The sequence below is a fragment of the Brevundimonas sp. GW821-FHT12E07 genome, from assembly GCF_058807035.1.
In genome coordinates this window covers 270139-293471 of the sequence record NZ_JBXAQH010000003.1, presented here as the reverse complement: position 1 = coordinate 293471, position 23333 = coordinate 270139, and the positions used below count along the sequence as shown (strand labels likewise).

Sequence of the window (23333 nt, the reverse complement as noted above, 5' to 3'; positions counted from 1 at the left end):
CAATGACTGGATGCTGGCGCTGACCTCGGGACGCGCTACTGTCCCCCGAAACAGGAGGCGGGGATCATGACTGCAGGCATAGGCGGAGCGGTGGCGGGGGCGTCAGTGCGGGCCGAGAAGCGGATCGTGCAGACGCTTCGCAACGCGAATGCGACCTCGCCCGAAACGGCCGTGGCCCTCGCTGAGGGCCGGCTGATCCAGCGCGGCGCCCTGCGTCGCCTGATCCGGCGCAACGCGGTGATCGAGGCCGCTCCGAACACCTTCTGGCTCGACGACGCCGCCTATGCCGAGATGAAGAAGCTGCGCACCAGCCGGATCATCCTGTCGCTGTTCGGCGCCGCCGCCCTGATCATCATCATCTCCGCCGTGACCATCGCCAGGGCGGACACGCCGCAAGCGACGGAACTTCGCCCCGATCAGGTCGAGTTCCGCGGCCTCTACAAGGAGCTGGTCGAGACCAACACCACCCTGTCCGAAGGCAGCTGCACCCTGGCCGCCCAGCGGATGGCCGCGCGCATGGTCGCCGCCGGCTATTCCGGGGCCGATGCCCGCGTCGTCATTCCCGAGGACCAGCCGAAGTTCGGCTCCCTGATCGCCACCCTGCCCGGCACGGACGCTTCCGCTCCCGCCATGCTGCTGTTGGCCCATATCGATGTGGTGGAGGCGCGGCGCGCCGACTGGGAGCGCGATCCCTTTGTCCTCGTCGAGGAGAACGGCTATTTCTATGCGCGCGGCGCTTCGGACGACAAGGCCGAGGCCTCGGTCTGGGTCGACAGCCTGATCCGCCTGAAACAACAGGGCTTCCAGCCCCGCCGCACCATCAAGATGGCCCTGACCTGCGGCGAGGAGACCAACGACAACTGGAACGGCGTCCAGTGGCTGCTGGAGCACCACCCGGAAATGCTCCAGGCCGGCTTCGCCCTGAATGAGGGCGCGGGCGGACAGCTCGACGCCAACGCCAACCGCATCGCCCTGAACGTCCAGGCCGGAGAGAAGGTCTATCAGGACTATACGCTGGAGCTGACCAACCCCGGCGGCCACTCGGCCCGGCCGAGGAAGGACAACGCCATCGGGGCCATGGGCGCCGCGCTGGACCGGCTGGTGCAGCATGACTTCCCGCTGGAGCTGTCGCCGGTCACCCGCGCCTATTTCTCGGCCATCGCCGAAACGACGCCCGCCAGCGCCGCCGACCTGCGCGCCCTGACCGCCCATGACGCGCCCGACGCGGCGGCGGCCGCGCGTCTGGGGGCCGCCAATCCGGTGTGGAACGCCATGATGCGCACGACCTGCATCCCCACCCTGATCAACGGCGGCCACGCCCCCAACGCCCAGCCGCAGAAGGTCACGGTCAACGTCAACTGCCGCATCCTGCCCGGCCATTCGATCGCGGAGACGCAAGCCGAGATCGCCTCCGCCCTCGCCAACCCTGCCATCACCATCAAGACCATCGGCGAGCCCAGTCCGACCTCGCCGGCCCCGCCCCTGACCCCCGCCATCCTCGATCCGATCAAGGCGGCGGCGGCGAAGATGTGGCCCGGCGTGCCGGTCGTCCCGACCCTGTCGACGGGCGCCACCGACGGTCGCTTCACCAATGCGGCGGGCATCCCGACCTATGGCGTCACCGGCATGTTCACCGACCCGGACGGCAACGGCGTCCACGGCCTGAACGAGCGGCTGCGCGTCCGTTCGCTCTATGAGGGGCGGGACTTCCTGTTCGAGCTGATCAAGCTCTACGCGGTTCAGGAGTAGGAGAAGCCGGCGTCAGCCGTGTTTCTCGACATAGGCCTCAGGGTCCTTGTTGACCGGCTTGATCCCCATCAGGTGGTCGGCCTCGAAGGCGGCGAACTGGACCGCCAGCTCGTGGCGTTTGGTGATCGGGGCGTTGCGGCGGAAGTCGGTCAAACCCTGCCGCTCCTCCTCGCCCATGTGTTTTGAGTTGACGATATTGGCCTTGCCGACCGCCTCGATCCATTCGGCCGTACCGATTTTCAGCGCGTTGGCCGCCTTGACCGCGTCGCGGAGCTTGTTGTGGTCCTCGATGGCGTCTTCGGTCTCGCCCTCGACCGTGCCGTCCTCGGCGTCGTTGGCGCCTTCGCCGCGCTTCAGAAGCTCGGGATAGAAGAACCGCTCCTCGGCCTCGGCATGGACATCAAGGAAGGCCGACAGCCGTCCCCAGACCTTGGTCAGGGCGTCGACGTCCTTCGGATCGATCTGTTCCAGGATGGCGAACAGCCGCCGTTGCTCGGCGTGATCGTCGAGGATCAGCTGGGTGATGTCCATGGGCGGGGTCCTTCCGTCAGAGCCCGGCTTTAACCCGGGCCAAGCTCTACGGTTCCCGCCGGGGCCGCCTCAGCCCACGAGGGCCTGAACCGAGCCGTGGCTTTCCGTCGCCGCCGGACGGCCGCCGCGTTCGCGACGGGCCGCGTCCAAGGCCGCCGCCGACATGGCCGCCTCGGCGCGGGCGCCTTCGACGTCGGCGCGCAGGGCGGTGATCTGCTGCAGCCAGCCCTCGGCCTTGGTGTGGTGATCTTCCTGCACCGCCGCCAGCTTGGCCTGGATCTTCAGCATCCGGTCCTCGGCGCGGGCGATGGCCTTGTCGTGGGTCGAGGCGGCCTTGGTCAGGGTCTCGGCGCGGTCCACGGCGGCGAGGCGGGCCACTTCCATCCCGGCCAGACGCTGGCGGGTGTCCTCGACTTCGCTTTCCAGACCGCGGATACGCTCCAGGGCGCGGTCCAGGCTGATCTGCAGCTGTTCGGCCTTGCGCTCGGCGCCGTGCGATCCGGCCTGCAGTTCGCTCAGGCGCGAGGCCTGTTCGGTGTTCAGAACCTCCAGCCCGTTGGCGCGGGCGGTCGCCGTATCCAGTCGCGACGACAGGGAGGCGATCTCGGCGCGGGCGGTCTCGGTCTGGTTTTCCAGCACCCGCATGTTGCGGGCCGTCTCGCTCTGCTCCGAGGCCGCGCGAGCGCGTTCGGTGGCCAGCAGGCCTTCGCTGGCGGCGGACGAGCGGGCCAGGGAGGCGACCTCGGCCGAAACCTCTTCCATACGGCGACGCAGGACGGTGTTTTCTTCCAGCACCAAGGCGTGGTCGCGCTGGGTCTGGGCCCGGCCGTTCTCGGATTCGGTGCGCTGGGTCTCGGCCTGCTTCAGCTGGGCGCGCAGGGAGTCCTGATCCTGTTCCAGCTCCCGGATGCGCTGGGTCGCGGTGCGCTCGGCGATCTCGAGCGCGTCGACCCTGGAGGTCGCCAGCGACAGGTCGCTGCGCAGGCGGTCGGTCTCGATGCGGGCTTCCTGCAGGCTCGCGGACTGTTCACCGTTGCGCGCGGTCAGGTCGTCGACCTTGGCCTCGGCCTCGCTGAGGGCGGCGGCCAGTTTGCGGGCCTCGGCGCTGGCGACTTCCAGACGTTCGGCGGCCTCGCCGTGGGCGACACGCAGGTTGATCAGCTCGACATGGTTGTCGCGGCGCGAGCGGAACTCGGCTTCCAGCGGATCGCGCAGCTGAACCAGCAGGCTCTCGAACGTCCCGAACTTCTGGGCCATGTCCGACAGCTGGTCGAGGCTGTCCTGGATGGTCTCGAACCGTTCGCCGATGACCCCGGCGGCGTCCTGACCCACGGCGGCTTCGGTCTGATTGGCCGCAGCGGCGCGTTCGCCCTTGCCGTTACGCGACAGCACCCGGTCGATCCTGGACAGCATCGTCTGCACTCCGATTGGTGGACAACCTGCGGGAGGCGGCCTCCTGACAAGGCCTTCAAACGAATCGGACTCCCGGCGCCCCCTTCAACCAAACGTTAACTTCCGCCTACCGGCGAGTCGATACGGGGAACTCCGCGGGTCTGGGGACAATCGGCCCCGCAGACGGGACAATCCGCGCCCTATCCCAGGCGGAAGTTCACCGCGAACCGGACCATGCCGTTGGTCGCAACGCCATCGACGGTGCGGGGCGTGAGACGCGCCCGAACCGCCCCGTTCACCGCCGCCTGGCCGAAACCCGCGCCGGCCGGGGTCTCGCTGAGAATCCAGCAGGAGGGAATGGTCCCGTCGGCTTCGACCGGGCACTGCAGCTCGACCCGCCCCGCCTTGACGCCCTGCCTGTAGGCGAGCCGTGGAAATTCAGCCGCCGGCCGCACCACCCACGAGGGATTGGCGATGACGGTGGGCGCGTCGGTCTCCCGACGTTTTGGGCGATCCTTCCCGGCCTTGTCCGACCAGGTTCGGGGCGGGCGCCCCGGAAGCGGTGTCGCCAGGACTTCGTCCTTGCCGGAGAAGACGTCGGCGATCTCGGCCCACTGGCCGGCGAATTCGGGCTGCCGCGACCCGATGGCCACAACGGCGACGATCGCCAGAACCGGAAGGGCGATGACAAACAGGATGGCACCGATCCACGCCAGGACGGCCACCCCGTCGAAGCCACGGCGCGGCGCAGCGGCTGAAGTCTCCGCCGCCGTCGCCTCCCCGATATCGCCCCCCGGCGTCGTCACCCGGCGTATTTCGCCAGGTCTTCGTCCGAGATGTCCTCGTTGGAATAGACGGAGGAAACGTCGTCCTCGGCGTCCAGGGCGTCGAGCAGTTTCAGCAGGGTCGCCACTTGCTCGCCGGAGACCGGCACCTCAGACTGGGGCTTCCAGACGATTGCAGTCGACTTGGGATCGCCCAGCACCTTGGACATGGCCTCGGCGACGTCGTTCAGGTCCTCGAAGCTGGTCCAGATCGTGTGACCCGGCGCGTCCTCATAGATGTCGGGCTTGACCAGATCGCTCTCGACGTCCTGGGCGCCGGCCTCGATGGCGGCCTCCATGACCGCGTCCTCGGTACCGGCCTCGGCCTTGTAGATGATCTGGCCGACCTTATCCCACATGAAGGCGACCGAGTTCATCTCGCTCAGGGCGCCGCCGTTCTTCTTGAAGGCCGCGCCGATGTTCGACGCCGCGCGGTTGCGGTTGTCGGTCAGGGCCTCGACGATGATGCCGACGCCGCCGGGGCCGCGGCCCTCGTAGCGGACCTCTTCCATCGTATCGACGTCGCCGCCGGCGGCCTTGTTGATGGCGCGGGCGATCACGTCCTTGGGCAGGCTCTCGGCCTTGGCGTTGTTGATGGCCAGACGCAGACGCGGGTTCAGGGCCGGATCGGGCATGCCGTTCTTGGCGGCCACGGTGATGTCGCGCGACAGTTTGGAGAACAGCTTGGAGCGCACCGCATCGGCGCGACCCTTGCGGTGCATGATGTTCTTGAACTTGGAATGGCCGGCCATGGAAGTCTCTTGGTAGTGGGCGCTATCGCTTGCAACGCGGTCGCTCGCTGCTTGAGCGCCGCGCTGTAGAGCCGCCGCCTCTAGCCGATGCGCGACCGACTGTCACGACAGGCGCCCGTTGCACGCGAATGACGGAACCGCCAAGTCTGATTTGGATTAAGGCATCACCATCGCGCTGACGCCCCGGCGCTCAAGCAGCGAGCGACCGCGTCGCGAGCGTTAGCGCCCCAAGAAAGAGTTTTCCCATGACCGGACCCGATTACGCCGCCGAAGCCGCCGGTTACGAAGACGACGATCTGGACGAGGCCGACATCGTCGAATGGTATGAGGCGCGCCCCGTCACCGTTTCGACCGCCGTGGCCACCGGCTCCATCGTCGCCGCATTTGCACTGGGCGTTGTCACCGCCGTCGGCGCCGTGCTCCTCGCCCGCTACCTCGACGAGGACTGAACCCGCTTCAGTCCCTCCAGTCGGGCCTTATCGAGGCTGAGACTCAGGCCTGCATTGCGCCCGGCCAGGGTCGCGACCCGATACTCCGCTGCGGTGCCCAGGATCATAGAGGCCTCGGACACGGTCAGCCCGTAGTCCTGCTGCAGCCACTGGACCATGCCCCCGGTCGCGGCGCGCACGGCCTCGTCCAGCGACGGCGCCTGCCCCAGCACCGTGATCCGGTCCGCCGTCTCGACGCGCGGTGACGACAGCGGCCGGGCCGGCAGAATCTCGACGCTGAACTCGACGTCCAGCGAGGTCTCCAGCGCCCACTGGGTCGTTTCCCCGTCGCCCTGCAGGGCATGGCCGTCGCCCAGGAACAGCATGGCGCCGGGCTGGAACACGGGCAGATAGACGGTCGCGCCCTCGCCGATCGCATTCAGGTCCATATTGCCGCCGTGCCGCCCCGTATCGCCCGCCGACTGGGCCGGAAAGCCGAAGTCCGGCGCCACGCCCAGTCCGCCCAGCATGGGCCGCACCGGCACGACATAGTCCTTCAGACCCTCGGGCGGATTTTCCAGCCGCGCCGTTCCCGTCTGACGGTCCAGCCGCCATCGCACCCGCGCGCCCAGGTCCGGAACCCGCGCCAATCCTTGCGACATCGCACGCCCGGAGAAGCCGTCCAGGCTGTCGGCCCAGTCCCGGTTCAGCGACAGCTTGCGGATATGGATCGCCAGCACATCCCCCGCCTTCGCCCCCACGACGAAGAAGGGTCCGGTCTGGGGATTGCCGTACAGAGCGACCGTGCGGCCCCGCTCATCCACCCCGCCGGAATCGACAGTCCGGGTCGTCACCACATCGCCCGGCTGGATGACCATGACCGGCGCCAGATCGGCGGTGAAGGTGTTGGAGAAGGTCCGGGGGTCGTAGGTCCGCGGTCCCGGTGGTCCTTCCGGCATCGCCAGCCGACGCCCGCTGACCGCATGGCGTACCCGCGCGCCCGTGTTCGAAGTGTCCTCATAGTCGGCCCAGCCGGTCAGGACGCCGTCATGCGCCGTCCCCTCGAACCGGCGCACATCCCCGTCGCTGTCGGTGGCGGTGAAGGTCAGCCTCTCGCCGTCCTTGCGTCCGCTGACCGTCCAGCCGTCCAGTTGCCCGGTCAGGACGCGGCCCGAGGTCCCCAGCGTCAGGGCTGAATGCTCCGCATTACCCCACCGATCGACCGACAACAGCCAGGTCTCCGGCGCGGCCGAAGCGGGAGACGCAACCATGGCCGCAGCCGTCACACCCATCAGCCAATACCGCATCCCGCACCTCTCTCCGCCCCCGGAACGGGGTCAGATCAACGCTACAGGTGTAGCGTCGTCCGGCAAGTGAACCTTCAGCAATGCAGGCGGAGGAGCGTCTCAGCCGGCCTTCAGGTTCTCGACCACGGCCCGGAGCTTGTCTGGCAGTGGCTTGGGCCGGCGGGTCTGGGCGTCGACGTAGACGTGGACGAAATGGCCGATGGCGGCGGGGACGCTGACGCCGCGGCGGAAGACGGCGAAGCCGTATTTCACGCTCGAATTGCCGACGTGGTCGACCTTGATCCCGACCTCGATCACATCCGGAAACGCCAGGGACGAGGTGTATCGGCAGCCGCTGTCGACCACCAGGCCGATCGATTCCGTCAGGGCGTCGGCGATGATCAGATGAGCGTTCACCGCCGAGTCCACGAACTCGTAGAATTTGGCGTTGTTGATATGGCCGTACTGGTCGTTGTCGGCCCAGCGGGTCGAGACCATGTGGAAGGCCTTGTAGGTCGCCCGATCGGCCAGAGGCCCTTCTTCCCGGATCGCCATAGGTTTCCTCGTCCTCTTTTTTAGTGCGCTAGCGCTCGGCTCGCGGAGCCTCGCTGATTGAGCGCAGGGGGTTTCTTGCCTCTGGCGGGACAAACCGGGGGACGTCCCGACAGCGGAGCTGTTCGCGGAACGACGCTCGGGCTTGGCCGACGCTGCGTCAAGCGCCTATCGAGAGGTCATCGATCACGAGGCCGCCAGATGACGATCACCAGCCGAGCCGCCGTTCTCCGCGCCATGGGCGCCGCCCACCCCTATGCCGACAGTCGTCCGTTGGCGGTCGAAACCGTCACCCTCGATCCGCCCGGCCCAGGCGAGGTGCTGGTGGCGATCAAGGCGGCGGGCCTGTGCCACTCCGATCTCAGCGTCATCAACGGCGACCGGCCCCGCCCCCTGCCCATGGCCCTGGGTCACGAGGCCGCCGGCGTGGTCGAGGCGCTGGGCGACGGGATCACCGACCTGGCCGTCGGCGATCATGTGGTGATGGTCTTCATGCCGTCCTGCGGCCACTGCAACCCGTGCGCCGAGGGTCGCCCCGCCCTGTGCGAACCCGGCGCCGTCGCCAACGGCAAGGGCGAGCTGCTCTCGGGCGGCAAGCGCATCCATCACATTTCTCATGATGGGGGGGCGGAGGCCCTGAACCACCACCTCGGCTGTTCCGCCTTCGCAGACCGCGCCGTCGTCTCGCGCCGGTCGCTGGTGAAGGTCGATCCCGAGTTGCCGCTCGACGAGGCCGCCCTGTTCGGCTGCGCCGTCCTGACCGGCGTCGGCGCCGTTGTGAACACGGCGGGCGTTCGCGCGGGCCAGAGCGCCGTCGTCGTCGGCCTCGGCGGCGTCGGCCTCGCCAGCGTCCTCGGCGCCCTGGCCTCGGGAGCCTCGCCCGTCATCGCGGTGGACCTGTCCGAAGACAAGCTAACGCTGGCCCGCACCCTCGGACCCGTCCAGACGGTCAACGCCGCCGATCCGGACGCGGTCGAACAGGTCCGCAAGCTGACGAACGGCGGCGCCGACTTCGTCTTCGAGATGGCCGGCTCCGTTCGGGCGCTCGACGCCGCCTGGCGCATGACCCGACGCGGCGGCACTACGGTCACCGCCGGCCTGCCCCCACCCGACGCCGCCCTGCCGGTCAATGTCGTGTCACTCGTGGGCGAGGAGCGGACGCTCAAGGGCTCCTACATCGGCACCTGCGTGCCCAGCCGCGACATCCCCCGCTACGTCGCCCTCTATCGTCAGGGCCGGCTGCCCGTGGACAGGCTAATGAGCGGCAAGATTCCGCTGGATCAGATCAACGAGGGCTTCGATCGCCTGCACGCCGGTCAGGTGGTGCGCCAGATCGTGACCTTCGAGGCCTGATCCCACGCCCAGTCCCGGCGTGACACCCCGGAACGGATCGGGCACAAGCGCGCGATGCCCGCCGAATCCGCCACCCTCCCGACGTCTGCCCCGGCAGGCATGGATGACGCGCGCGAGCTGCTGCACCGCGTCTGGGGCCACCCCGACTTCCGCGGGCTTCAGGCCGATGTCGTCGCCGAGGCCCTGGTGGGGCGCGACGTCCTCGCCGTCCTGCCGACCGGCGGCGGCAAGTCGGTCTGCTACCAGATCCCGGCCATCCTGCGCCCGGGCCTCGGCCTCGTCGTCTCGCCCCTGATCGCCCTGATGACCGATCAGGTTGAGGCGCTGAAGCAGCAGGGCGTCGCCGCCGCCCGCCTCGATTCCGGCGTCTCCATGGACGACCGCTCGGCCATCTGGCGCGCCGCCCGCGCGGGTGAGCTGGACCTGCTCTATGTCTCGCCCGAAGGTCTGGCCCAGCCGCATCTGATCGACCGGCTGCACGAGCTTCCACTCAGCCTGATCGCCATCGACGAGGCCCACTGCGTTTCCCAATGGGGTCACGACTTCCGCCCCGACTACCGGACCCTGGGCAAGTTGGCCGAGCTGTTTCCGGGCGTGCCGCGCATCGCCGTCACCGCCACCGCCGACGCCCGCACCCGCGAGGACATCGTCCGCTCCCTACGCCTCGACGCGGCCGAGGTCTTCGTCGACAGCTTCGCCCGCCCGAACCTGCAGCTCTCGGCCGTGCGCAAGGAAAACGCTTCGCGCGCCCGCACCGACGCCGCCGTCATCGATCTGGTGCGTCAGCGGCGCGGCAAGTCGGGCGTCGTCTACTGCGGCTCGCGCGACGGCTGCGACCGTGTCGCCCAGGCCCTGAGAGACGCCGGGACCAACGCTATCGCCTATCACGCCGGCATGGGCACGGACGATCGCGACCGCCGCCTCGCCCGCTTCCTCGCCGAGGAAGGCGCCGTCATGGTCGCCACCATCGCCTTCGGCATGGGGGTGGACAAGGCCGACGTCCGCTTCGTCATCCACGCCGATCCGCCCGGCTCGCTGGAGGCTTACTGGCAAGAGATCGGCCGGGCCGGACGCGACGGCGAACCGGCCGAGGGCATCACCCTCTACGGCCCCTCCGACATCGCCTGGAACCTGCGCCGCCTCGACAGCCGCCCCATGCCCGAAGAGGTCAAGGCGGTGCAGGTGGGCAAGGCGCGTCGCCTGTTCGCCATGCTGGACGGCGCGATCTGCCGCCCCCAGGCCGTGCGACGTTATTTCGGAGAGACCGACGCCGGCGTCTGCGGCGTCTGCGACGTCTGCATCGATCCGCCCGCCCTCTATGACGCCACCGTCCAGGCCCAGAAGGCGCTCGCCGCCGTCCAGCGCCTCGGCGGACGCTTCGGCCGCAACCGCGTCATCGATCACCTGCTGGGCAAGACCAAGGACGTCCAGCCCTGGGAGAGCGACCTCTCCACCTGGAGCATCGGTCAGGACGTCTCCCAGAACGGCTGGCGCGACATCGTCGACCACCTGCTGTTCGAGGGCCTGCTGCTGGAAGACCCCAATGACGGCAAGCCGCTGGTCGGTCTCGGCGATCCCGAGGCCGTCCGCGCCGTCTACCGCGGCGAGCGGGCCATCGAGGTGCGCCGCGTTCCCGCCGCCTCGCTCACCGGCCGGGCCGAGCCCCGCCGCGCCCGCAATGACCGCAACGCCGCCGTCGAGGCCCTGGACGCCGACGTCCGCGCCCGCTTCGAGACCCTGCGGGCCTGGCGCCGCGACCGCGCCGCCGAACAGCACGTCCCGCCCTATGTCATCTTCCAGGACAAGACCCTGCTGGAGATCGCCCTCGTCGAGCCGGGCTCGCTGGAGGCCCTCGGCGCCGTCTCCGGCGTCGGCCAGTCCAAGCTGGACCGCTACGGCAAGGGGTTGCTTGAGGCGCTGGCCGCCCAAGGCTGAGGTCAGGGCTGACGGCTAGTCCAGGAACCGGTCCAGCGCCGCGTAAAACGCCGTCGGCCGGTCCAGCATGACCATATGCTCGGCCCCCTCGATCCGTTCGAAGGTCGCAGGGCTGCGCAGGCTGGCGTAGCTGGCGCGGAACAGGCCATCGACGTGGGCGCGCGGTGAGGCGTCGTCGGGGCTCCAGCCATAGACGACCGTCACCGGAGCCGTGATGTCCGGCAGGCGGTGACGCAGGTCGGTGGTCATGACCTCATACAGGCTCTGGGCCAGCATGGCCCGGTCGCCGCCCTGCCAGCCCATGGAGCTGAACAGACTGTCCGACGCCCCGCCCAGCTGGTCGCCGATCGCGGTCCCCTGCTGGCGCAGGGCCTCGTCGCCCAGGAACATCAGGGCCTGGTAGGCGATCCGCGCCAGGGGCTCGACATCCCCGACCGTGGCGCCCGCGCTGATTAGCGACGGGAAGAAGGGGGCGGCGTCCACCACCATCACCCGGCCGATCTGGCCGGGGGCGTCGGCCGCCATCCTCAGGGCGATCAGCCCGCCCATCGAGTGGCCCACGACGGCCGGACGGTTCATGTGCTGGAAGGCGATGTAGCGACGGATCTCACTGGCGACGGGCCCGATGACCGTTCCCTGGGCGTTGGCCCCCGCCGGGATCTGGCCGAAGCCGCGCAACGAGATCAGGTGAACACGATAGCGGTCGTCCAACCGGTCCGCCGTGCGCCGCCACACCTCGCCGGTCGAGGCCAGGCCGGGAATCAGGATCACATCCGGCCCCTGTCCCCGGCTCTCGACCACGATCCGGTCGGACTGGAACACCGGCTGGGAAACCGCCTGGGACGCGGGCGGATAGGGGGTCCGGGCCAGCGCCGGTCCGCTCAGAAAGACAAGGAAAAGTAGCAGCCATCGGGTCATGGGCTGACGTAACGCGCGAACATGGCCGAAGTCGCTCATCTCCGTATTTCGGCGCTCTCCGGGGCGCTTGCAAACGGTCCCGGACAGGGATGATATTCCGCCACGTCAGGGAGAGATGGGGAAAACACCATATGAAGACGCTTTTGCAAATCACGGCGCTCACGATCGGCCTGACCGCCGGCGGAGCCGCCATGGCCCAGGATGCGGCCCCGGCCGCTACGCCCGCTCCGGCCGAGACCATGGCGTCGACGGAGGACTGGAACCCGTTCTCCCGCAGCGCGGTCAAGATTTACATGGCCAACGTCAACGGCTTCGTCACGACCGGCGACGTCGTCAGCGTCAGCGTGGCCAAGGTCCCGCTGAACGGCGCTCCCGGCGACTACAGCTACGCCGCCGACCAGATCGAGGTCCGTTGCTCGGCCAAACAGTCGCGGCTCGTCTATTCGGTCGAATACGGCCCCAACGGCGTCCAGACCGATCGCTTCGACGATGCCGAGGAATGGGCCCCCTATGCGCCGGAAACCCGCGACGCCTATCTGGCCCAGCTGGTCTGCGACGGTGACCGCGCGACGCCAACCTATCCGTCGATCAAGGCCTTCATCGACGCCGGACGGCATTAGGCGAAGAGCCGGAAACGATCCGCAAGCCCGGCCTGCGGATCGTCTTTCGGTGTTGATCAGACGTCGACGGCTGCATCCAGAGCGTTGGCCTGGATGAACTCGCGGCGCGGTTCCACCACATCGCCCATCAGCTTGGCGAACAGGTCGTCGGCGTCTTCCTGGTGCTCGACCGAGACCTTCAGGAGGGTGCGGGCGTTGGCGTCCAGCGTGGTCTCCCACAGCTGTTCAGGGTTCATCTCGCCCAGACCCTTATAGCGCTGGATCGCCAGACCCTTCTTGCCCGCGTCGAGCACCGCGTTCAGCAGGTCGATCGGCCCGCGAATGGTCGTGGACTTGTCCTTGCGGCGATAGACGGCGGGCTTGTCGAACACGCCTTCGAACGACAGGGCCCTTTCGGCCAGACGGCGGGCGTCCAGCGAGCGCAGCAGGGCCTCTTCCAGCACGATCGTTTCCGAGACGGCGCGGCGGACACGGTTGAACACCACCGCCCCCTGCACGCCCGGCTCGCCCGACCAGTCGCCGTCGCCTTCTTCGGCGTAGAGGTTCAGGCGGGCGGCCGCCGCGGCCGGATCCCCATGATCCTCGGCGAACAGGCCGGCCAGGGCCGACTGCTCGACCGCGAAGGCCGGGGCGCGTTGCGACAGGCGGTCGACCAGGGCCTTGAAGGCCTTGGCCTCGCGGACCAGGGCCTGCAGGTCCTGACCGGTGCGGCGCTCTCCGCTGGCCAGGTCCAGCTCGGCTTCCGAAGACCCTTCCTCGATGAGGTAGGAGTCCATCTCGGCCTGGTCCTTGAGGTAACGCGAGTTCTTGCCCTTGGAGACCTTATAGAGCGGCGGCTGGGCGATATAGACGTGGCCGCGTTCGATCAGCTCCGGCATCTGACGATAGAAGAAGGTCAGCAACAGGGTCCGGATGTGGGCGCCGTCGACGTCGGCGTCGGCCATCAGAATGATCTTGTGATAGCGCAGCTTGTCGGCGTTGAAGTCGTCGCGGCCGATGCCGGTGCCGAGCGCCAGAATAAGCGTGCCGATCAGGTCCGAGGACAGCATCCGGTCGAAGCGGGCGCGCTCGACGTTCAGGATCTTGCCGCGCAGGGGCAGGACGGCCTGGTTCTCGCGGTTGCGGGCCTGTTTGGCCGAGCCGCCGGCGGAATCGCCCTCGACGATGAACAGTTCGGACTTGGCGGGATCGCGTTCTTGGCAGTCGGCCAGCTTGCCGGGCAGGCTGGAGATATCCAGCGCCGACTTGCGCCGGGTCAGGTCGCGGGCCTTGCGCGCCGCCTCACGGGCGGAGGCCGCCTCGATGATCTTGGAGACGATGGCCTTGGCCTCGACGGGGTGTTCCTCGAACCACTGCGACAGGCCCTCGGTGCACAGGCCCTCGACGGCCGGACGCACCTCGGACGAAACCAGCTTGTCCTTGGTTTGCGACGAGAATTTCGGATCCGGCACCTTGACCGACAGGACGCAGGTCAGGCCTTCGCGGGCATCCTCGCCCGACGGCGCGACCTTCTCCTTCTTGAGCGCGCCCGAGCTTTCCATATAGGCGCCCATGACCCGCGTCAGGCTGGTGCGGAAGGCCGACAGGTGGGTGCCGCCGTCGCGCTGGGGGATGTTGTTGGTGAAGCACAACATCGTCTCGTGGTAGGAGTCATTCCACCACAGGGCCATGTCGATCTCGATATTGTCCTTCTTGCCCTTGATGACGATCACGTCCTTCATCAGGGGGGTCTTGGACTTGTCGAGGTGGCGCACGAAGGCTTCGACCCCGCCCTCGTAGTGCAGCAGGATGTCGATCGGCTCGGCGCCGCGATGGTCCTGCAGCTTGATGACCACGCCCGAGTTCAGGAAGGCCAGCTCGCGCAGGCGGTGCTCCAGCGTCTTCAGGTCGAAGTCGATATGGCTGAACGTCGTCACCGACGGATAGAAGGTGACCTGGGTGCCCGACAGCACCTTGCCGTTGTCGCGCAGGGGGGCGTCGCCGGTGACCTTCAGGCTCTCGACGGTGTCGCCGCGCTCGAACTTCATCTCGTGGCGTTTGCCGTTGCGGAAGATGACCAGCTTCAGCCAGTCCGACAGGGCGTTCACCACCGAGACGCCGACGCCGTGCAGACCGCCGGAGACCTTGTAGGAGTTCTGGTCGAACTTACCGCCGGCGTGCAGCTGGGTCATGATGACCTCGGCCGCCGAGACGCCTTCCTCGGCGTGGATGTCGACCGGGATGCCGCGGCCGTTGTCGGTCACGGTGACCGAGCCGTCGGCGTTCAGGATCACCTCGACCAGGTCGGCGTGACCGGCCAGGGCCTCGTCGATGGCGTTGTCGACGACTTCATAGACCATGTGGTGCAGGCCGGAGCCGTCGTCGGTGTCGCCGATATACATGCCGGGGCGTTTGCGGACAGCATCCAGCCCCTTGAGAACCTTGATGGATTCCGCACCGTAGGCGGCTTCTTCGGCCGTATCTTCGTGACGGGCGTTTTCGTTCTGGTCGGTCATTCAATCGTCCGGAGACGCGGGCGTCCAAGGGGATGGCGAACGGCCATCCGGCCCGCAGGGAAGAGCTTTCAGAGACCCGCCGATTCAGGCGGACTCGATCTGTCGTTTATATAGGAAAAGCCCCACGAAAAGCGAGGGAAAGCGGAGGGTTCAGCCCTCGGTCGAAAGGCTGCCGCCCTCGACCCGGACGAAGCGCGCGCGGCCCTGCAAATCCTCGAACAGGGCGGCCTCCGTGCCGGTCATGAAGGCCTGCAAATTCAGGGCGACGATCTCGTCGAACAGGGCCGCGCGGCGGTTGGCGTCGAGGTGGGCCGGGGCCTCGTCGAGGAGCAGGACGGGAGACGCCCCGCCCTCGGATTTCAACCGCACGATCTGGGCCAGGATCAGGTTCAGGACCAGCGCCTTCTGCTCCCCCGAAGAGCCCTCGGCGGCGGGCCGGTTCTTCTCGCGGTGCAGGGCGGTCAGGTCCGAGCGGTGCGGGCCGTACAGCGACCGTCCGGCGGCGGCGTCGCGGCCGCGCGAGCGGACCATCCCCTCGCGGATCACGGCGGCGATGGCGGCTTCGTCGGCGCCCGACACAGCCAGCCCCTCGGCCTCGCCGGAGAGGCCCAGATCGGCCTGGGGGAAGGGACGGTCGCCGCGGGCGTCGATGCCGGCCTGCAGGGTCTCCAGAGCGCTCGCACGGGCCATGGCGGCCCTGGCCCCGTTCTCGGCCAGCCGCAGCTCCAGCGCATCGAGCCACAGGGGATCGGCCTCCCGCCCCTCGGCGCCGTCGGTCAGCAGCCGCAGCCGCTCCCGCAGGGCCTTCTCATAGGCCGAGACCGTCGCCGCATGGGCGGGGTTCGCCGCGAAGACCAGCCGGTCGAAGAATTTCAGCCGCTCGGCGCGGGCGTCGGAGAACAGCCGGTCTTGCTCGGGCGTCGCCCAGACAGGCCGAAGATAATCGAGCAGCCGCCCAGGCGGCGCCGTCTCCCCGTCGATGCGCACGATGCGCCGCGCCGCGCCCGCCGACTGGACCCCGGTGCCCAGCCGGATCTCGTCGCCGTCGCCGGCGTCCAGCGTCAGGGCCACGGCCCAGGCCCGGCCGCCGGCCTCGCCGGGCTCGCGCCGCCCCATCTCCACCGCTGTCGCCCCGCGCAGGCCGCGCCCGGGCGTGAACAGGCTGAGCGCTTCCAGCAGATTGGTCTTGCCCGCCCCGTTCGGCCCATGCAGTACCACCGGCCCCGCCCCCACAGGCAGGGTCGCGCTCGCATAGGAGCGGAAGTCGGTGAGGGTGAGGGCGGTGATCACAGAGCGTCCCATCGCCGGGTCAGGTCGCGTGTCATGATCCGCCGTAGCGTTTGCGCCATTGCTCCAGCGTGACGCAGACAGCCTCGGCGCCTCCCTCCCAGTAGTATCCGATTTCGGCGTCCAATGTCGTCTTCCGAACGTCCTCCAGATTGGGATTTTGCCAGACCGGGTTACCGCTGAGAGCGTCATCCTGGTGGTCCCACCCGACCACGGAATACATGCTGTCCTTCGGGCGTTCGACCCGGAACCGCTTCACGTCGGACCAACGCACAAACCGCCCTCGCTCCGGCATCCGGAACCGGAAGCCCTTGTCACTCAGGGTCAGGGTATCGCGATGGAAGTGGCGGTAGACGGAATGGCCCACAAGCGAGAGAGCCAGCAGCGCGACGAAGCTCGTTGTCACCGCACTGAACGGATCAGCCGCCATCATGGTCAGGCTTCTCCGAAAACCGATGATGTTGGCGACCCAACCCCAAACACCGAAAATGACGGCGACGCCGATCACGGATGTCGCCATGCTCGCAAGGGTCCGCCATCGCGCCGTGCGAATGACCAGAAGCGCGACGCCTTCGTCGTCAGACACGCAGCGGCATCAGCACATACTGAACGCCCGGATCACCCGGATCGAGGACCAGCGTGGGCGAGGCCGGGTCGGCGAACATGAAGGTGGCGTTCTCACCGGTGATCTGGCCGGCGACGTCCAGCAGGTAGCGGGCGTTGAAGCCGATCTCGAAGGGCTCTTCGGAATAGCCGATCTCGACCTCCTCGACGCCCTGCCCGGCCTCCATGTTGCGCACCGTCAGGGTGACGCGGTCCAGCTCGAAGGCCAGCTTCACCGACCGGCTCTTCTCGGCCGAGATGGTGGCCACGCGGTCGACGGCCTTGGAGAACATGGCGTTGTCGATGTCGGCCTGCTTGTCGTTCCCCTTGGGAATGACGCGCATATAGTCGGGGAAGGCGCCGTCGATGACCTTGGAGGTCAGGGAGGCCTGGCCGAACTCGAAACGGATCTTCTGGGGCGAGACCTGGACCTCGACGGGCCCTGCGCCGTCGTCCAGCAGGCGACGGACCTGATCCACGGTCTTCCTCGGCACGATCACGCCCGGACCGCCCGCGGCGCCCTCGGGGGCCGGGGTCTCGGCCAGGGCCAGACGGTGGCCGTCGGTGGCCACGGCGCGCAGCAGCGGGATGCCGTTGTCCGCGACCGTGTGCAGATACAGGCCGTTCAGATAGTAGCGCGTCTCTTCGGTGGAGACGGCGAACCGGGTCTTGTCTATCAGACGGGCTAGGTCTTCCTTCATCAGGCTGAACCGGGCGCCCGAGGCGTCGGTCGACATGACGGGGAAGTCGCCCGCCGGCAGGACCGGCAGGTTGAAGCGCGAGCGGCCGGCCGAGACCGTCAGACGCGGATCGTCGCCGTTGTAGGTCAGGGAGACCTCGGCGCCGTCCGGCAGCTTGCGCACGATCTCGAACAGGGTGTGGGCCGGGGCGGTGATCTGGCCCTCGACCTGAACCACGGCGTCGGCGCGGTCGATCATCTCCATGTCCAGATCGGTCGCGGCGAACGACAGGCTGTCGCGCCCGGCGCTGAGCAGGACATTGGACAGGATCGGAATGGTGTTGCGGCGCTCGACCACGCTCTGCACATGCCCGAGGGCCTTCAGGAGCGCGGATCGTTCGATGGTCAGCTGCATATCGTCTTATCGCCCGGTCGCGACGCGGAATCGCGGCGTCGCCTTACAGATTGGCCCGTGACACTAGCGGATTGGCTGCGGGGAGCAAGGAAGGGTCGAGGGACGAGCGTCGAGGGTCGAGGAAACAGGCCGAGGGGCATGTGGATAAGTCCGGGCCCCACACCCGTCGCAAGGCCTTACTCGACCCTCACCCCTCGAATCTCGACCCTATCCGCGCAGTTTCCGCGTCAGGGCTTCCACGTCCCGGGCGATCTGGTCGTCGGCGGGCAGAAGCTCCTCGATCTTGCGCACGCCGTGCAGGACGGTGGTGTGGTCACGCCCGCCGAAGCGACGACCGATATCGGGATAGGAGCGGGTCGTGTGCTGCTTGCACAGATACATGGCGATCTGGCGCGGACGGGCGATGGCGCGGGTCCGGCGCTCCGACAGCAGATCGGCCTGCTTCATGTTGAAATGTTCGGCGACGGTCTTCTGGATCTCGTCGACCGTGATGCGGCGCTCGGGTCCGCCACGCAGGGCGGCGCCCAGCAGGCCGGCGGCCTCATCGACGCCCAGCGAGGCCAGACGCGATCCGGCGGCGGCGGCCAGGGTGTTGACGGCGCCTTCCAGCTCGCGGACCGAACCCGGGGTGCGGTCAACCAGCTGTTCCAGCACCTCGCGCGGCGCCTCGCCCTGGACCACGCCCATTTTGGCAAAGGCGGCCAGGCGGTTCTGGGCGACGGCGATCTTGAGGGCGCGGTCGGCGGGCTCGACCGGGCAGGTCAGACCGGCGGACAGGTGGCTGCGCAGGCGCGGCTCGACTTCCGACAGGGCGGTGGGCGGGCGGTCCGCCGACAGCACGATCCGCTTGCCGTCCTCGATCAGGGCGGTGAGGGTCGAGAGCAGTTCTTCCTGGGTCGAGGCCTTGCCGCCGACGAACTGGACGTCGTCCAGCAGCAGCATGTCGGCCGAGCGCAGGCTTTCCTTGAAGGCCGCCGTCGAGCGGTCCTGCATGGCGCGCACGAAGGTCGACAGGAAGCGTTCGGCGGTCAGATAGACCACCTTGGCCTCGGGCTTGAGGCGCTGGGCCTCCCAGGCGATGGCGTTGAGCAGGTGGGTCTTGCCGTAGCCGTAGGGGCCGCAGAAGAAGACCGGGTTGAAATGGCCGTCGGCCCAGCTGGCCACCTGTTTGGCGATGGCGAGGGCGAAGGCGTTGCCCTGCCCTTCCACGAAGCTGTCGAAGGTCAGGCGTTCCTGCAGGCCGGCGGCGCGCACGGCGCGGGCGCCGTCGGCGACGGGGGCCACGGTGGCGGCCGGGATCGCAGCCGACGCGACAACGGTGTCAACGGCGCCCTGAACCACAGCGGTCGCCGGGGCCGGCGAGCCGACCTCGGCCCGGCAACGGACTTCCAGACGGCGCGACAGGCCGTCCAGGCCCAGCCACAGCTCGTTCATGCGACGCAGGGCGTTCTTGCGCACCCAGTCGCGGGCGTAGGCGGTGGGCGTGACGAGGATCAGCTGGCCGGCGCCGTCCGAACGGACCGCCGAGGGCGCGATATAGGAGCTGAAGGGGCCTTCGCCGATTTCCGCGCGCAGACGGCCCGCCGCCTCCGTCCAGATCCGATCCGGGTCCGTCATGCTCGTCACTGCCAAGCCCCCCATCGTTAAGCCACCCGCCATAAAAAAGTCATCACCACCCGACGTCCTTCTGACGGTCGGCTACGCACCGGGGCGCAAAACTCAGGGACGCAGTCTCCTGTCCCGCGAAGCGTGCGCTTCAACGGGCCGGGTGCGGCCTCTCGGTTTGACGTCTCCCGCCGACTGGAACCTCGTTCCCGCCGTCTTCATCCGTGTGGGGATGGAAGTGCGTTAGAACCCAAAACTTACGCTCGGCGGCGGGAGGGTCAACGCTGATTCGAACGTCGATTCGTACTTAAATTGTTTGACTCCGCTAAATCCAAACCCGGCTTGGGGAAATGCGGATTTCACCCCACAGGCGAGCATGGATTCTCCTGTGAACAGTTAGCGACAGACGTGCAAACGGCGAGGCAACCGAAGCTGCCTCGCCGTTGAATTTACTGGATTTTACAATGACGGTTCGGAAAAATCCGATCCGTATGCATCCAGACCGCAAGCTTCGCCGTAGGGTGTGGGCCTAAAGTTAGGTCACCCGTTTGACGAGTGTCGGACCGCTATCAGGCGGCCGACATCTTCTTCAGCTGGGCGGCCAGACGGCTGACCTTGCGCGAGCCCGTGTTCTTGTGAACCACGCCCTTGGTGACGGCGCGCATCAGCTCGGATTGAGCGGTGATGAAGGCGTCCTTGGCGGCGCCGGCGTCGCCCGCCGTGACCGCTTCCTGGAACTTGCGCAGGAAGGTGCGGACGCGCGTGCGGCGCGCCTTGTTGACTTCGGTGCGGGCGGCGATCTTACGGATCGCCTTACGGGCGCCGGCGTTGTTGGCCATCGGTAAACCTATGAGACGGAAAACGCCGCGGAGCACAGTGTCCACGGCGCGGAAATCTGAAGAGGCGCGGCTATAGCTGAACCCGCGGCGGGGGTCAACGCGAGTCCGTCGCTGTCTTTTCGATCCCTGTCGACCGCCCTCGCCGGGCAACGGTCCGTGGAGCGGGGCCGGGCCTGCGGACTTCACCCGAGGCGCGGCCCAGCCGGCGGTGGAGCCCTTTCGGGGTCTGGCGCGTTTCCTTGCCCCGGGGGCTGTTCGGAAGGAATCTTGAGATATGAAACGCACCGCTCCTGTTCTGGCCGCCGTCGCGGCCCTGCTGGCCGGGCCTGTTCTGGCTCAACAGAGCAGCACGCCCGCGCCCGCGCCGACGGACAATGTCTCGGCCCTGCTGGGCGCGCCCGCCCCCACCCCGGCGTCGCAGACCCGCACCCAGGCCGCCGCCTCCACGGACGCGGCTCTGGAGCTCAAGGGCGAGACCAATGCCCCGGCCCCGGATTCCGAGCAGAACCCGGTCGAGGTCTCGATCACCCAGCGGCTGAACGCCCAGGTGGCCCAGCGCAACGAGCTGGCCGACCAGACCGACCACGCCAACGCCGCCGCCTATTCCGAGGCAGTGCACGAGTACAAGGAACAGAAGGCCGACGTTGAGGCTGAGACCGAGCGCCAGGCCATCGACGCCCAGATCAACGCCCAGTCCCGCGCCGAATACGACGCCGATCAGGAGGCCCGCTACCAGAAGGCCATGGCCGACTGGCGCGCCACCGTAGCGGCCTGCAATCGCGGCGACCGGCCGCGCTGCGAGGCGGGGTCGATGCCGGCTCGTCCGGGGACCTCGGCTCCCGGGACCTGAGGTTGCCCTCTAGGAACCCTTGAACTCCGGCTTCCGCTTCTCGACGAAGGCGGCCATTCCTTCTTTCTGATCGTCGAAGGCGAACAGGGAGTGGAACAGGCGGCGCTCGAACTGCACGCCCTGCGTCAGGGTCGTCTCCAGGGCGGCGTTGACCATCTCCTTGTTGGCCATGACGGCCAGCGGGCTCTGGGCCGCGATGCGGGCCGCGATCTTGCGGACCTCGTCCATCAGTTCGGCATGGGGGAAGACGCGCGACGCCAGACCCGCACGCTCAGCTTCGGCGGCGTCCATCATCCGGGCGGTCAGAACCATGTCCATGGCCTTGGACTTGCCGACCAGACGCGTCAGCCGCTGCGAGCCGCCGATGCCGGGCGCGACGCCGAGGTTGATCTCCGGCTGGCCGAACTTCGCCTTGTCCGAGGCGATGATGAAGTCGCACAGCATGGCCAGCTCACAGCCGCCGCCCAGGGCGAAGCCGTTGACCGCCGCGATGATCGGCTTCCGGAACCGGGTGATGCGGTCGTGGCCCAGGGCGAAGTAGTTGTTCGCATACATCTGGGCATAGGTCTGGTCCGCCATCTCCTTGATGTCGGCGCCGGCGGCGAAGGCCTTCTCGCCCGAGCCGGTCAGGATCAGGCAACGCACGCTGTCGTCGCGCTCGACCGCGTCGAGGAAGTCGGCCAGATCCTTGAACAGGGCCGAGTTCAGGGCGTTCAGCGCCTCGGGCCGGTTCAGGGTCACCACCGCATAGCCGTCGGCGTGGCGTTCGATCAGGATGTTGTCGTAGGCGTCGGACATCGGAGGCTCCTTGTATGCGCTCTGCATACAAAGGCGGATGGGGGCGCGAAACCCGCGATCGTGCAAGCGAGGCCCGCGAATGTGCGGCCCCTTACCCCTCCCACTCGAACACTTCGGTGATCGGCACGCCGAACACCTGGGCGATGCGGAAGGCGGCTTCGAGGCTGGGGGAGTATTTGCCCTGTTCGATGGCCACGATGGTCTGGCGGGTCATGCCGATCCGCTCGGCCAGCGCCGCCTGGGTCATCTCGCCCGCATGAAAGCGCAGCTCGCGGATGCGGTTCCTGATGGGTGGGGGAGCCGCCATCAGAGGGCGCGCCGGTGTAGGACCAGCACGGTCGCCGACTTCAGCATCTCGGCCAGGACGATGGCCAGCAGCAGGCCGCCGGCCATGACCACCGTCGGGTTCAACGCCCCGTCCGGAACCAGCCGATAGCGCCCCACCGGCAGACCCACGCCGATGACGAGGGCGCAGGTCAGGGCCACAGCCGCGACCACCGCGATCAAGGCGCCATAACCCAGAGCCGCCGCCCGCCCCTCGATCAGCCGCTCGCGCTCATCGACCAGCCCGGTCTCCCACGACAGGGCGCGCCAGCGGGCCAGCAGCGACAGGCCGAACTGAACCGTAAGGCTCACGATCACCGCCTCGACGAACAGGGCCACCGGCCAGCGTCCCAGATCGTCCCCGGCCATCGCATGCCACCCGACCAGCCCGGCATAACCGCTCCAGATCCCCGCGCTGACGATCAGGCTGATCCAGGCCTTCTTCTCCGAGACGGTCATCAGCGCAGCCCCCGCAGCAGCATCAGCGTCACCCCGGCCCGCACCAGTTCGGTCAGGACGAGGCAGGCCAGAAGGACGTTGGCGAGCGCCACCATCAGATTGCCGTTGACCGAGAAGACCGCGCGGCCGCCCACCATATTGTCGTCCACCACCCCGGCCAGCCAGGCGGCGGCCGAGACGCAGAAGATCAGGCCGATCAGGGCCATCAGGGCGATGTGGCTGGCCTTGAGGGCGGCGTGGATCTCCCGCTCGTCCTTCATCCTGCGCTCGGCCTTCGGCGTGATCGCCGTGGCGATGAAGGTCAGAACCGCCTCGATCAGCACCACCAGGATCAGACAGCCGAGGAAAGCTATGCTGAGCGTCGCGGTGAAATGATCGTCGGTCCGCCAGCCGGCCGTCAGATGCCGGGCCACGAACCAGAAATACCAGCCCCACACCGCCACGCTGGAGACGATGCTGACCCACAGATGCTTTTCACGAAACGACATGAGGCCTCCTCGACCGCGCGCTGCGGCGGCGGGGAGTGATGTCTCATGGAGCAGACATTGAGTCTAGTATTTTGGACATTATGTCTTTGACAAACCCGTATCCAGATTTGGGAATCGCTGATATGCAAGATGGATGCGCTTACCGCCCCCT

Annotated in this window: 23 protein-coding genes; 6 read left to right on the top strand and 17 right to left on the bottom strand. The window is 68.0% G+C overall.

What is annotated here, in order from left to right; genetic code table 11:
- The first annotated feature begins 66 nt into the window (after window positions 1-66).
- Window positions 67-1749, top strand: a complete 1683-nt coding sequence (locus AC1ROD_RS13180) for a M20/M25/M40 family metallo-hydrolase (RefSeq protein ID WP_492948718.1) — start codon at window positions 67-69, stop codon at window positions 1747-1749.
- A 12-nt stretch (window positions 1750-1761) separates the two neighbouring features.
- On the opposite strand, the gene AC1ROD_RS13175 is transcribed toward AC1ROD_RS13180, so the two are convergent.
- The 4 genes from AC1ROD_RS13175 to AC1ROD_RS13160 all read right to left on the bottom strand — a co-directional run bounded on the left by AC1ROD_RS13175 (window position 1762) and on the right by AC1ROD_RS13160 (window position 5248).
- Window positions 1762-2280: a hemerythrin domain-containing protein gene (locus AC1ROD_RS13175; protein ID WP_492948717.1), complete on the bottom strand. Its 519-nt coding sequence runs from the start codon at window positions 2278-2280 to the stop codon at window positions 1762-1764.
- Window positions 2281-2349: 69 nt separating this feature from the next.
- Window positions 2350-3693 carry a hypothetical protein gene (locus AC1ROD_RS13170; RefSeq protein ID WP_492948716.1) on the bottom strand — a complete coding sequence of 448 codons (1344 nt, stop codon included), beginning with the start codon at window positions 3691-3693 and terminating at the stop codon, window positions 2350-2352.
- A gap of 179 nt (window positions 3694-3872) precedes the next feature.
- A complete protein-coding gene (locus AC1ROD_RS13165) occupies window positions 3873-4478 on the bottom strand; it encodes an energy transducer TonB (protein WP_492948715.1) in 606 nt (201 codons plus the stop codon).
- The gene (locus AC1ROD_RS13160) at window positions 4475-5248 is read right to left on the bottom strand and encodes a YebC/PmpR family DNA-binding transcriptional regulator (RefSeq protein ID WP_492948714.1); all 774 of its coding nucleotides are present in this window, start codon (window positions 5246-5248) and stop codon (window positions 4475-4477) included. The genes AC1ROD_RS13165 and AC1ROD_RS13160 overlap by 4 nt, the downstream gene beginning before the upstream one ends.
- A 245-nt stretch (window positions 5249-5493) precedes the next feature.
- On the opposite strand from AC1ROD_RS13160, the gene AC1ROD_RS13155 reads away from it, so the two are divergent.
- Entirely contained in the window at window positions 5494-5697 is a 204-nt protein-coding gene (locus AC1ROD_RS13155) for a hypothetical protein (RefSeq protein ID WP_492948713.1), read from the top strand.
- Here the strand turns inward: AC1ROD_RS13155 and AC1ROD_RS13150 are convergent.
- Window positions 5679-6983: an acetamidase/formamidase family protein gene (locus tag AC1ROD_RS13150; protein WP_492948712.1), complete on the bottom strand. Its 1305-nt coding sequence runs from the start codon at window positions 6981-6983 to the stop codon at window positions 5679-5681. The genes AC1ROD_RS13155 and AC1ROD_RS13150 overlap by 19 nt on opposite strands.
- 99 nt (window positions 6984-7082) lie before the next feature.
- Window positions 7083-7517 (bottom strand): acyl-CoA thioesterase, encoded by a 435-nt coding sequence (locus AC1ROD_RS13145; protein ID WP_492948711.1) that lies wholly within the window; start codon window positions 7515-7517, stop codon window positions 7083-7085.
- A gap of 198 nt (window positions 7518-7715) precedes the next feature.
- On the opposite strand from AC1ROD_RS13145, the gene AC1ROD_RS13140 reads away from it, so the two are divergent.
- Window positions 7716-8867 (top strand): zinc-dependent alcohol dehydrogenase family protein, encoded by a 1152-nt coding sequence (locus AC1ROD_RS13140; RefSeq protein WP_492948710.1) that lies wholly within the window; start codon window positions 7716-7718, stop codon window positions 8865-8867.
- 54 nt (window positions 8868-8921) lie between these two features.
- Window positions 8922-10802 (top strand): DNA helicase RecQ, encoded by a 1881-nt coding sequence (recQ, locus tag AC1ROD_RS13135; RefSeq protein WP_492948709.1) that lies wholly within the window; start codon window positions 8922-8924, stop codon window positions 10800-10802.
- A gap of 15 nt (window positions 10803-10817) precedes the next feature.
- On the opposite strand, the gene AC1ROD_RS13130 is transcribed toward recQ, so the two are convergent.
- Window positions 10818-11720, bottom strand: coding sequence for an alpha/beta fold hydrolase (locus AC1ROD_RS13130; RefSeq protein ID WP_492948708.1), 903 nt, complete (start codon window positions 11718-11720; stop codon window positions 10818-10820).
- 131 nt (window positions 11721-11851) lie between these two features.
- On the opposite strand from AC1ROD_RS13130, the gene AC1ROD_RS13125 reads away from it, so the two are divergent.
- On the top strand, window positions 11852-12340 hold the full coding sequence (locus AC1ROD_RS13125) for a hypothetical protein (RefSeq protein WP_492948707.1): 489 nt from the start codon (window positions 11852-11854) through the stop codon (window positions 12338-12340).
- A gap of 56 nt (window positions 12341-12396) precedes the next feature.
- Here the strand turns inward: AC1ROD_RS13125 and gyrB are convergent, their stop codons facing one another.
- From gyrB to rpsT, 6 genes are all read right to left on the bottom strand, one after another.
- Window positions 12397-14835 carry a DNA topoisomerase (ATP-hydrolyzing) subunit B gene (gene gyrB, locus AC1ROD_RS13120; protein WP_492948706.1) on the bottom strand — a complete coding sequence of 813 codons (2439 nt, stop codon included), beginning with the start codon at window positions 14833-14835 and terminating at the stop codon, window positions 12397-12399.
- A gap of 150 nt (window positions 14836-14985) precedes the next feature.
- Complete coding sequence (gene recF, locus AC1ROD_RS13115) at window positions 14986-16137, bottom strand: DNA replication/repair protein RecF (protein WP_492948705.1); 1152 nt, start codon at window positions 16135-16137, stop codon at window positions 14986-14988.
- Between the two features lie 19 nt (window positions 16138-16156).
- Window positions 16157-16708, bottom strand: a complete 552-nt coding sequence (locus AC1ROD_RS13110) for a hypothetical protein (protein ID WP_492948704.1) — start codon at window positions 16706-16708, stop codon at window positions 16157-16159.
- A complete protein-coding gene (gene dnaN / locus AC1ROD_RS13105; RefSeq protein ID WP_492031473.1) occupies window positions 16701-17819 on the bottom strand; it encodes a DNA polymerase III subunit beta in 1119 nt (372 codons plus the stop codon). Before dnaN ends, AC1ROD_RS13110 begins: the two co-directional genes overlap by 8 nt.
- A 207-nt stretch (window positions 17820-18026) precedes the next feature.
- Window positions 18027-19478, bottom strand: coding sequence for a chromosomal replication initiator protein DnaA (gene dnaA / locus AC1ROD_RS13100; protein WP_492948703.1), 1452 nt, complete (start codon window positions 19476-19478; stop codon window positions 18027-18029).
- A 515-nt stretch (window positions 19479-19993) separates the two neighbouring features.
- Window positions 19994-20263, bottom strand: a complete 270-nt coding sequence (rpsT, locus tag AC1ROD_RS13095) for a 30S ribosomal protein S20 (protein WP_207870537.1) — start codon at window positions 20261-20263, stop codon at window positions 19994-19996.
- A 274-nt stretch (window positions 20264-20537) separates the two neighbouring features.
- On the opposite strand from rpsT, the gene AC1ROD_RS13090 reads away from it, so the two are divergent.
- A complete protein-coding gene (locus AC1ROD_RS13090) occupies window positions 20538-21113 on the top strand; it encodes a hypothetical protein (RefSeq protein ID WP_492948702.1) in 576 nt (191 codons plus the stop codon).
- A 9-nt stretch (window positions 21114-21122) separates the two neighbouring features.
- On the opposite strand, the gene AC1ROD_RS13085 is transcribed toward AC1ROD_RS13090, so the two are convergent.
- The 4 genes from AC1ROD_RS13085 to AC1ROD_RS13070 all read right to left on the bottom strand — a co-directional run bounded on the left by AC1ROD_RS13085 (window position 21123) and on the right by AC1ROD_RS13070 (window position 23182).
- Window positions 21123-21911 (bottom strand): enoyl-CoA hydratase-related protein, encoded by a 789-nt coding sequence (locus AC1ROD_RS13085; RefSeq protein WP_492948701.1) that lies wholly within the window; start codon window positions 21909-21911, stop codon window positions 21123-21125.
- Between the two features lie 91 nt (window positions 21912-22002).
- The gene (locus AC1ROD_RS13080) at window positions 22003-22218 is read right to left on the bottom strand and encodes a helix-turn-helix transcriptional regulator (protein ID WP_492948700.1); all 216 of its coding nucleotides are present in this window, start codon (window positions 22216-22218) and stop codon (window positions 22003-22005) included.
- On the bottom strand, window positions 22218-22694 hold the full coding sequence (locus tag AC1ROD_RS13075; RefSeq protein ID WP_492948699.1) for a hypothetical protein: 477 nt from the start codon (window positions 22692-22694) through the stop codon (window positions 22218-22220). The genes AC1ROD_RS13080 and AC1ROD_RS13075 overlap by 1 nt, the downstream gene beginning before the upstream one ends.
- Entirely contained in the window at window positions 22694-23182 is a 489-nt protein-coding gene (locus tag AC1ROD_RS13070) for a hypothetical protein (RefSeq protein WP_492948698.1), read from the bottom strand. Before AC1ROD_RS13070 ends, AC1ROD_RS13075 begins: the two co-directional genes overlap by 1 nt.
- Window positions 23183-23333 lie beyond the last annotated feature (151 nt).

Coding starts and splice junctions, on each gene's coding strand:
- gyrB (WP_492948706.1), bottom strand. CDS start 14,835: ATGACCGACCAGAACGAAAACGCCCGTCACGAAGATACGGCCGAAGAA.
- AC1ROD_RS13145 (WP_492948711.1), bottom strand. CDS start 7,517: ATGGCGATCCGGGAAGAAGGGCCTCTGGCCGATCGGGCGACCTACAAG.
- AC1ROD_RS13075 (WP_492948699.1), bottom strand. CDS start 22,694: ATGACCGTCTCGGAGAAGAAGGCCTGGATCAGCCTGATCGTCAGCGCG.
- AC1ROD_RS13080 (WP_492948700.1), bottom strand. CDS start 22,218: ATGGCGGCTCCCCCACCCATCAGGAACCGCATCCGCGAGCTGCGCTTT.
- AC1ROD_RS13155 (WP_492948713.1), top strand. CDS start 5,494: ATGACCGGACCCGATTACGCCGCCGAAGCCGCCGGTTACGAAGACGAC.
- AC1ROD_RS13125 (WP_492948707.1), top strand. CDS start 11,852: ATGAAGACGCTTTTGCAAATCACGGCGCTCACGATCGGCCTGACCGCC.
- AC1ROD_RS13170 (WP_492948716.1), bottom strand. CDS start 3,693: ATGCTGTCCAGGATCGACCGGGTGCTGTCGCGTAACGGCAAGGGCGAA.
- AC1ROD_RS13130 (WP_492948708.1), bottom strand. CDS start 11,720: ATGACCCGATGGCTGCTACTTTTCCTTGTCTTTCTGAGCGGACCGGCG.
- dnaA (WP_492948703.1), bottom strand. CDS start 19,478: ATGGCGGGTGGCTTAACGATGGGGGGCTTGGCAGTGACGAGCATGACG.
- rpsT (WP_207870537.1), bottom strand. CDS start 20,263: ATGGCCAACAACGCCGGCGCCCGTAAGGCGATCCGTAAGATCGCCGCC.
- AC1ROD_RS13160 (WP_492948714.1), bottom strand. CDS start 5,248: ATGGCCGGCCATTCCAAGTTCAAGAACATCATGCACCGCAAGGGTCGC.
- AC1ROD_RS13140 (WP_492948710.1), top strand. CDS start 7,716: ATGACGATCACCAGCCGAGCCGCCGTTCTCCGCGCCATGGGCGCCGCC.
- AC1ROD_RS13175 (WP_492948717.1), bottom strand. CDS start 2,280: ATGGACATCACCCAGCTGATCCTCGACGATCACGCCGAGCAACGGCGG.
- dnaN (WP_492031473.1), bottom strand. CDS start 17,819: ATGCAGCTGACCATCGAACGATCCGCGCTCCTGAAGGCCCTCGGGCAT.
- AC1ROD_RS13150 (WP_492948712.1), bottom strand. CDS start 6,983: ATGCGGTATTGGCTGATGGGTGTGACGGCTGCGGCCATGGTTGCGTCT.
- AC1ROD_RS13085 (WP_492948701.1), bottom strand. CDS start 21,911: ATGTCCGACGCCTACGACAACATCCTGATCGAACGCCACGCCGACGGC.
- recQ (WP_492948709.1), top strand. CDS start 8,922: ATGCCCGCCGAATCCGCCACCCTCCCGACGTCTGCCCCGGCAGGCATG.
- AC1ROD_RS13180 (WP_492948718.1), top strand. CDS start 67: ATGACTGCAGGCATAGGCGGAGCGGTGGCGGGGGCGTCAGTGCGGGCC.
- recF (WP_492948705.1), bottom strand. CDS start 16,137: ATGGGACGCTCTGTGATCACCGCCCTCACCCTCACCGACTTCCGCTCC.
- AC1ROD_RS13070 (WP_492948698.1), bottom strand. CDS start 23,182: ATGTCGTTTCGTGAAAAGCATCTGTGGGTCAGCATCGTCTCCAGCGTG.
- AC1ROD_RS13090 (WP_492948702.1), top strand. CDS start 20,538: ATGAAACGCACCGCTCCTGTTCTGGCCGCCGTCGCGGCCCTGCTGGCC.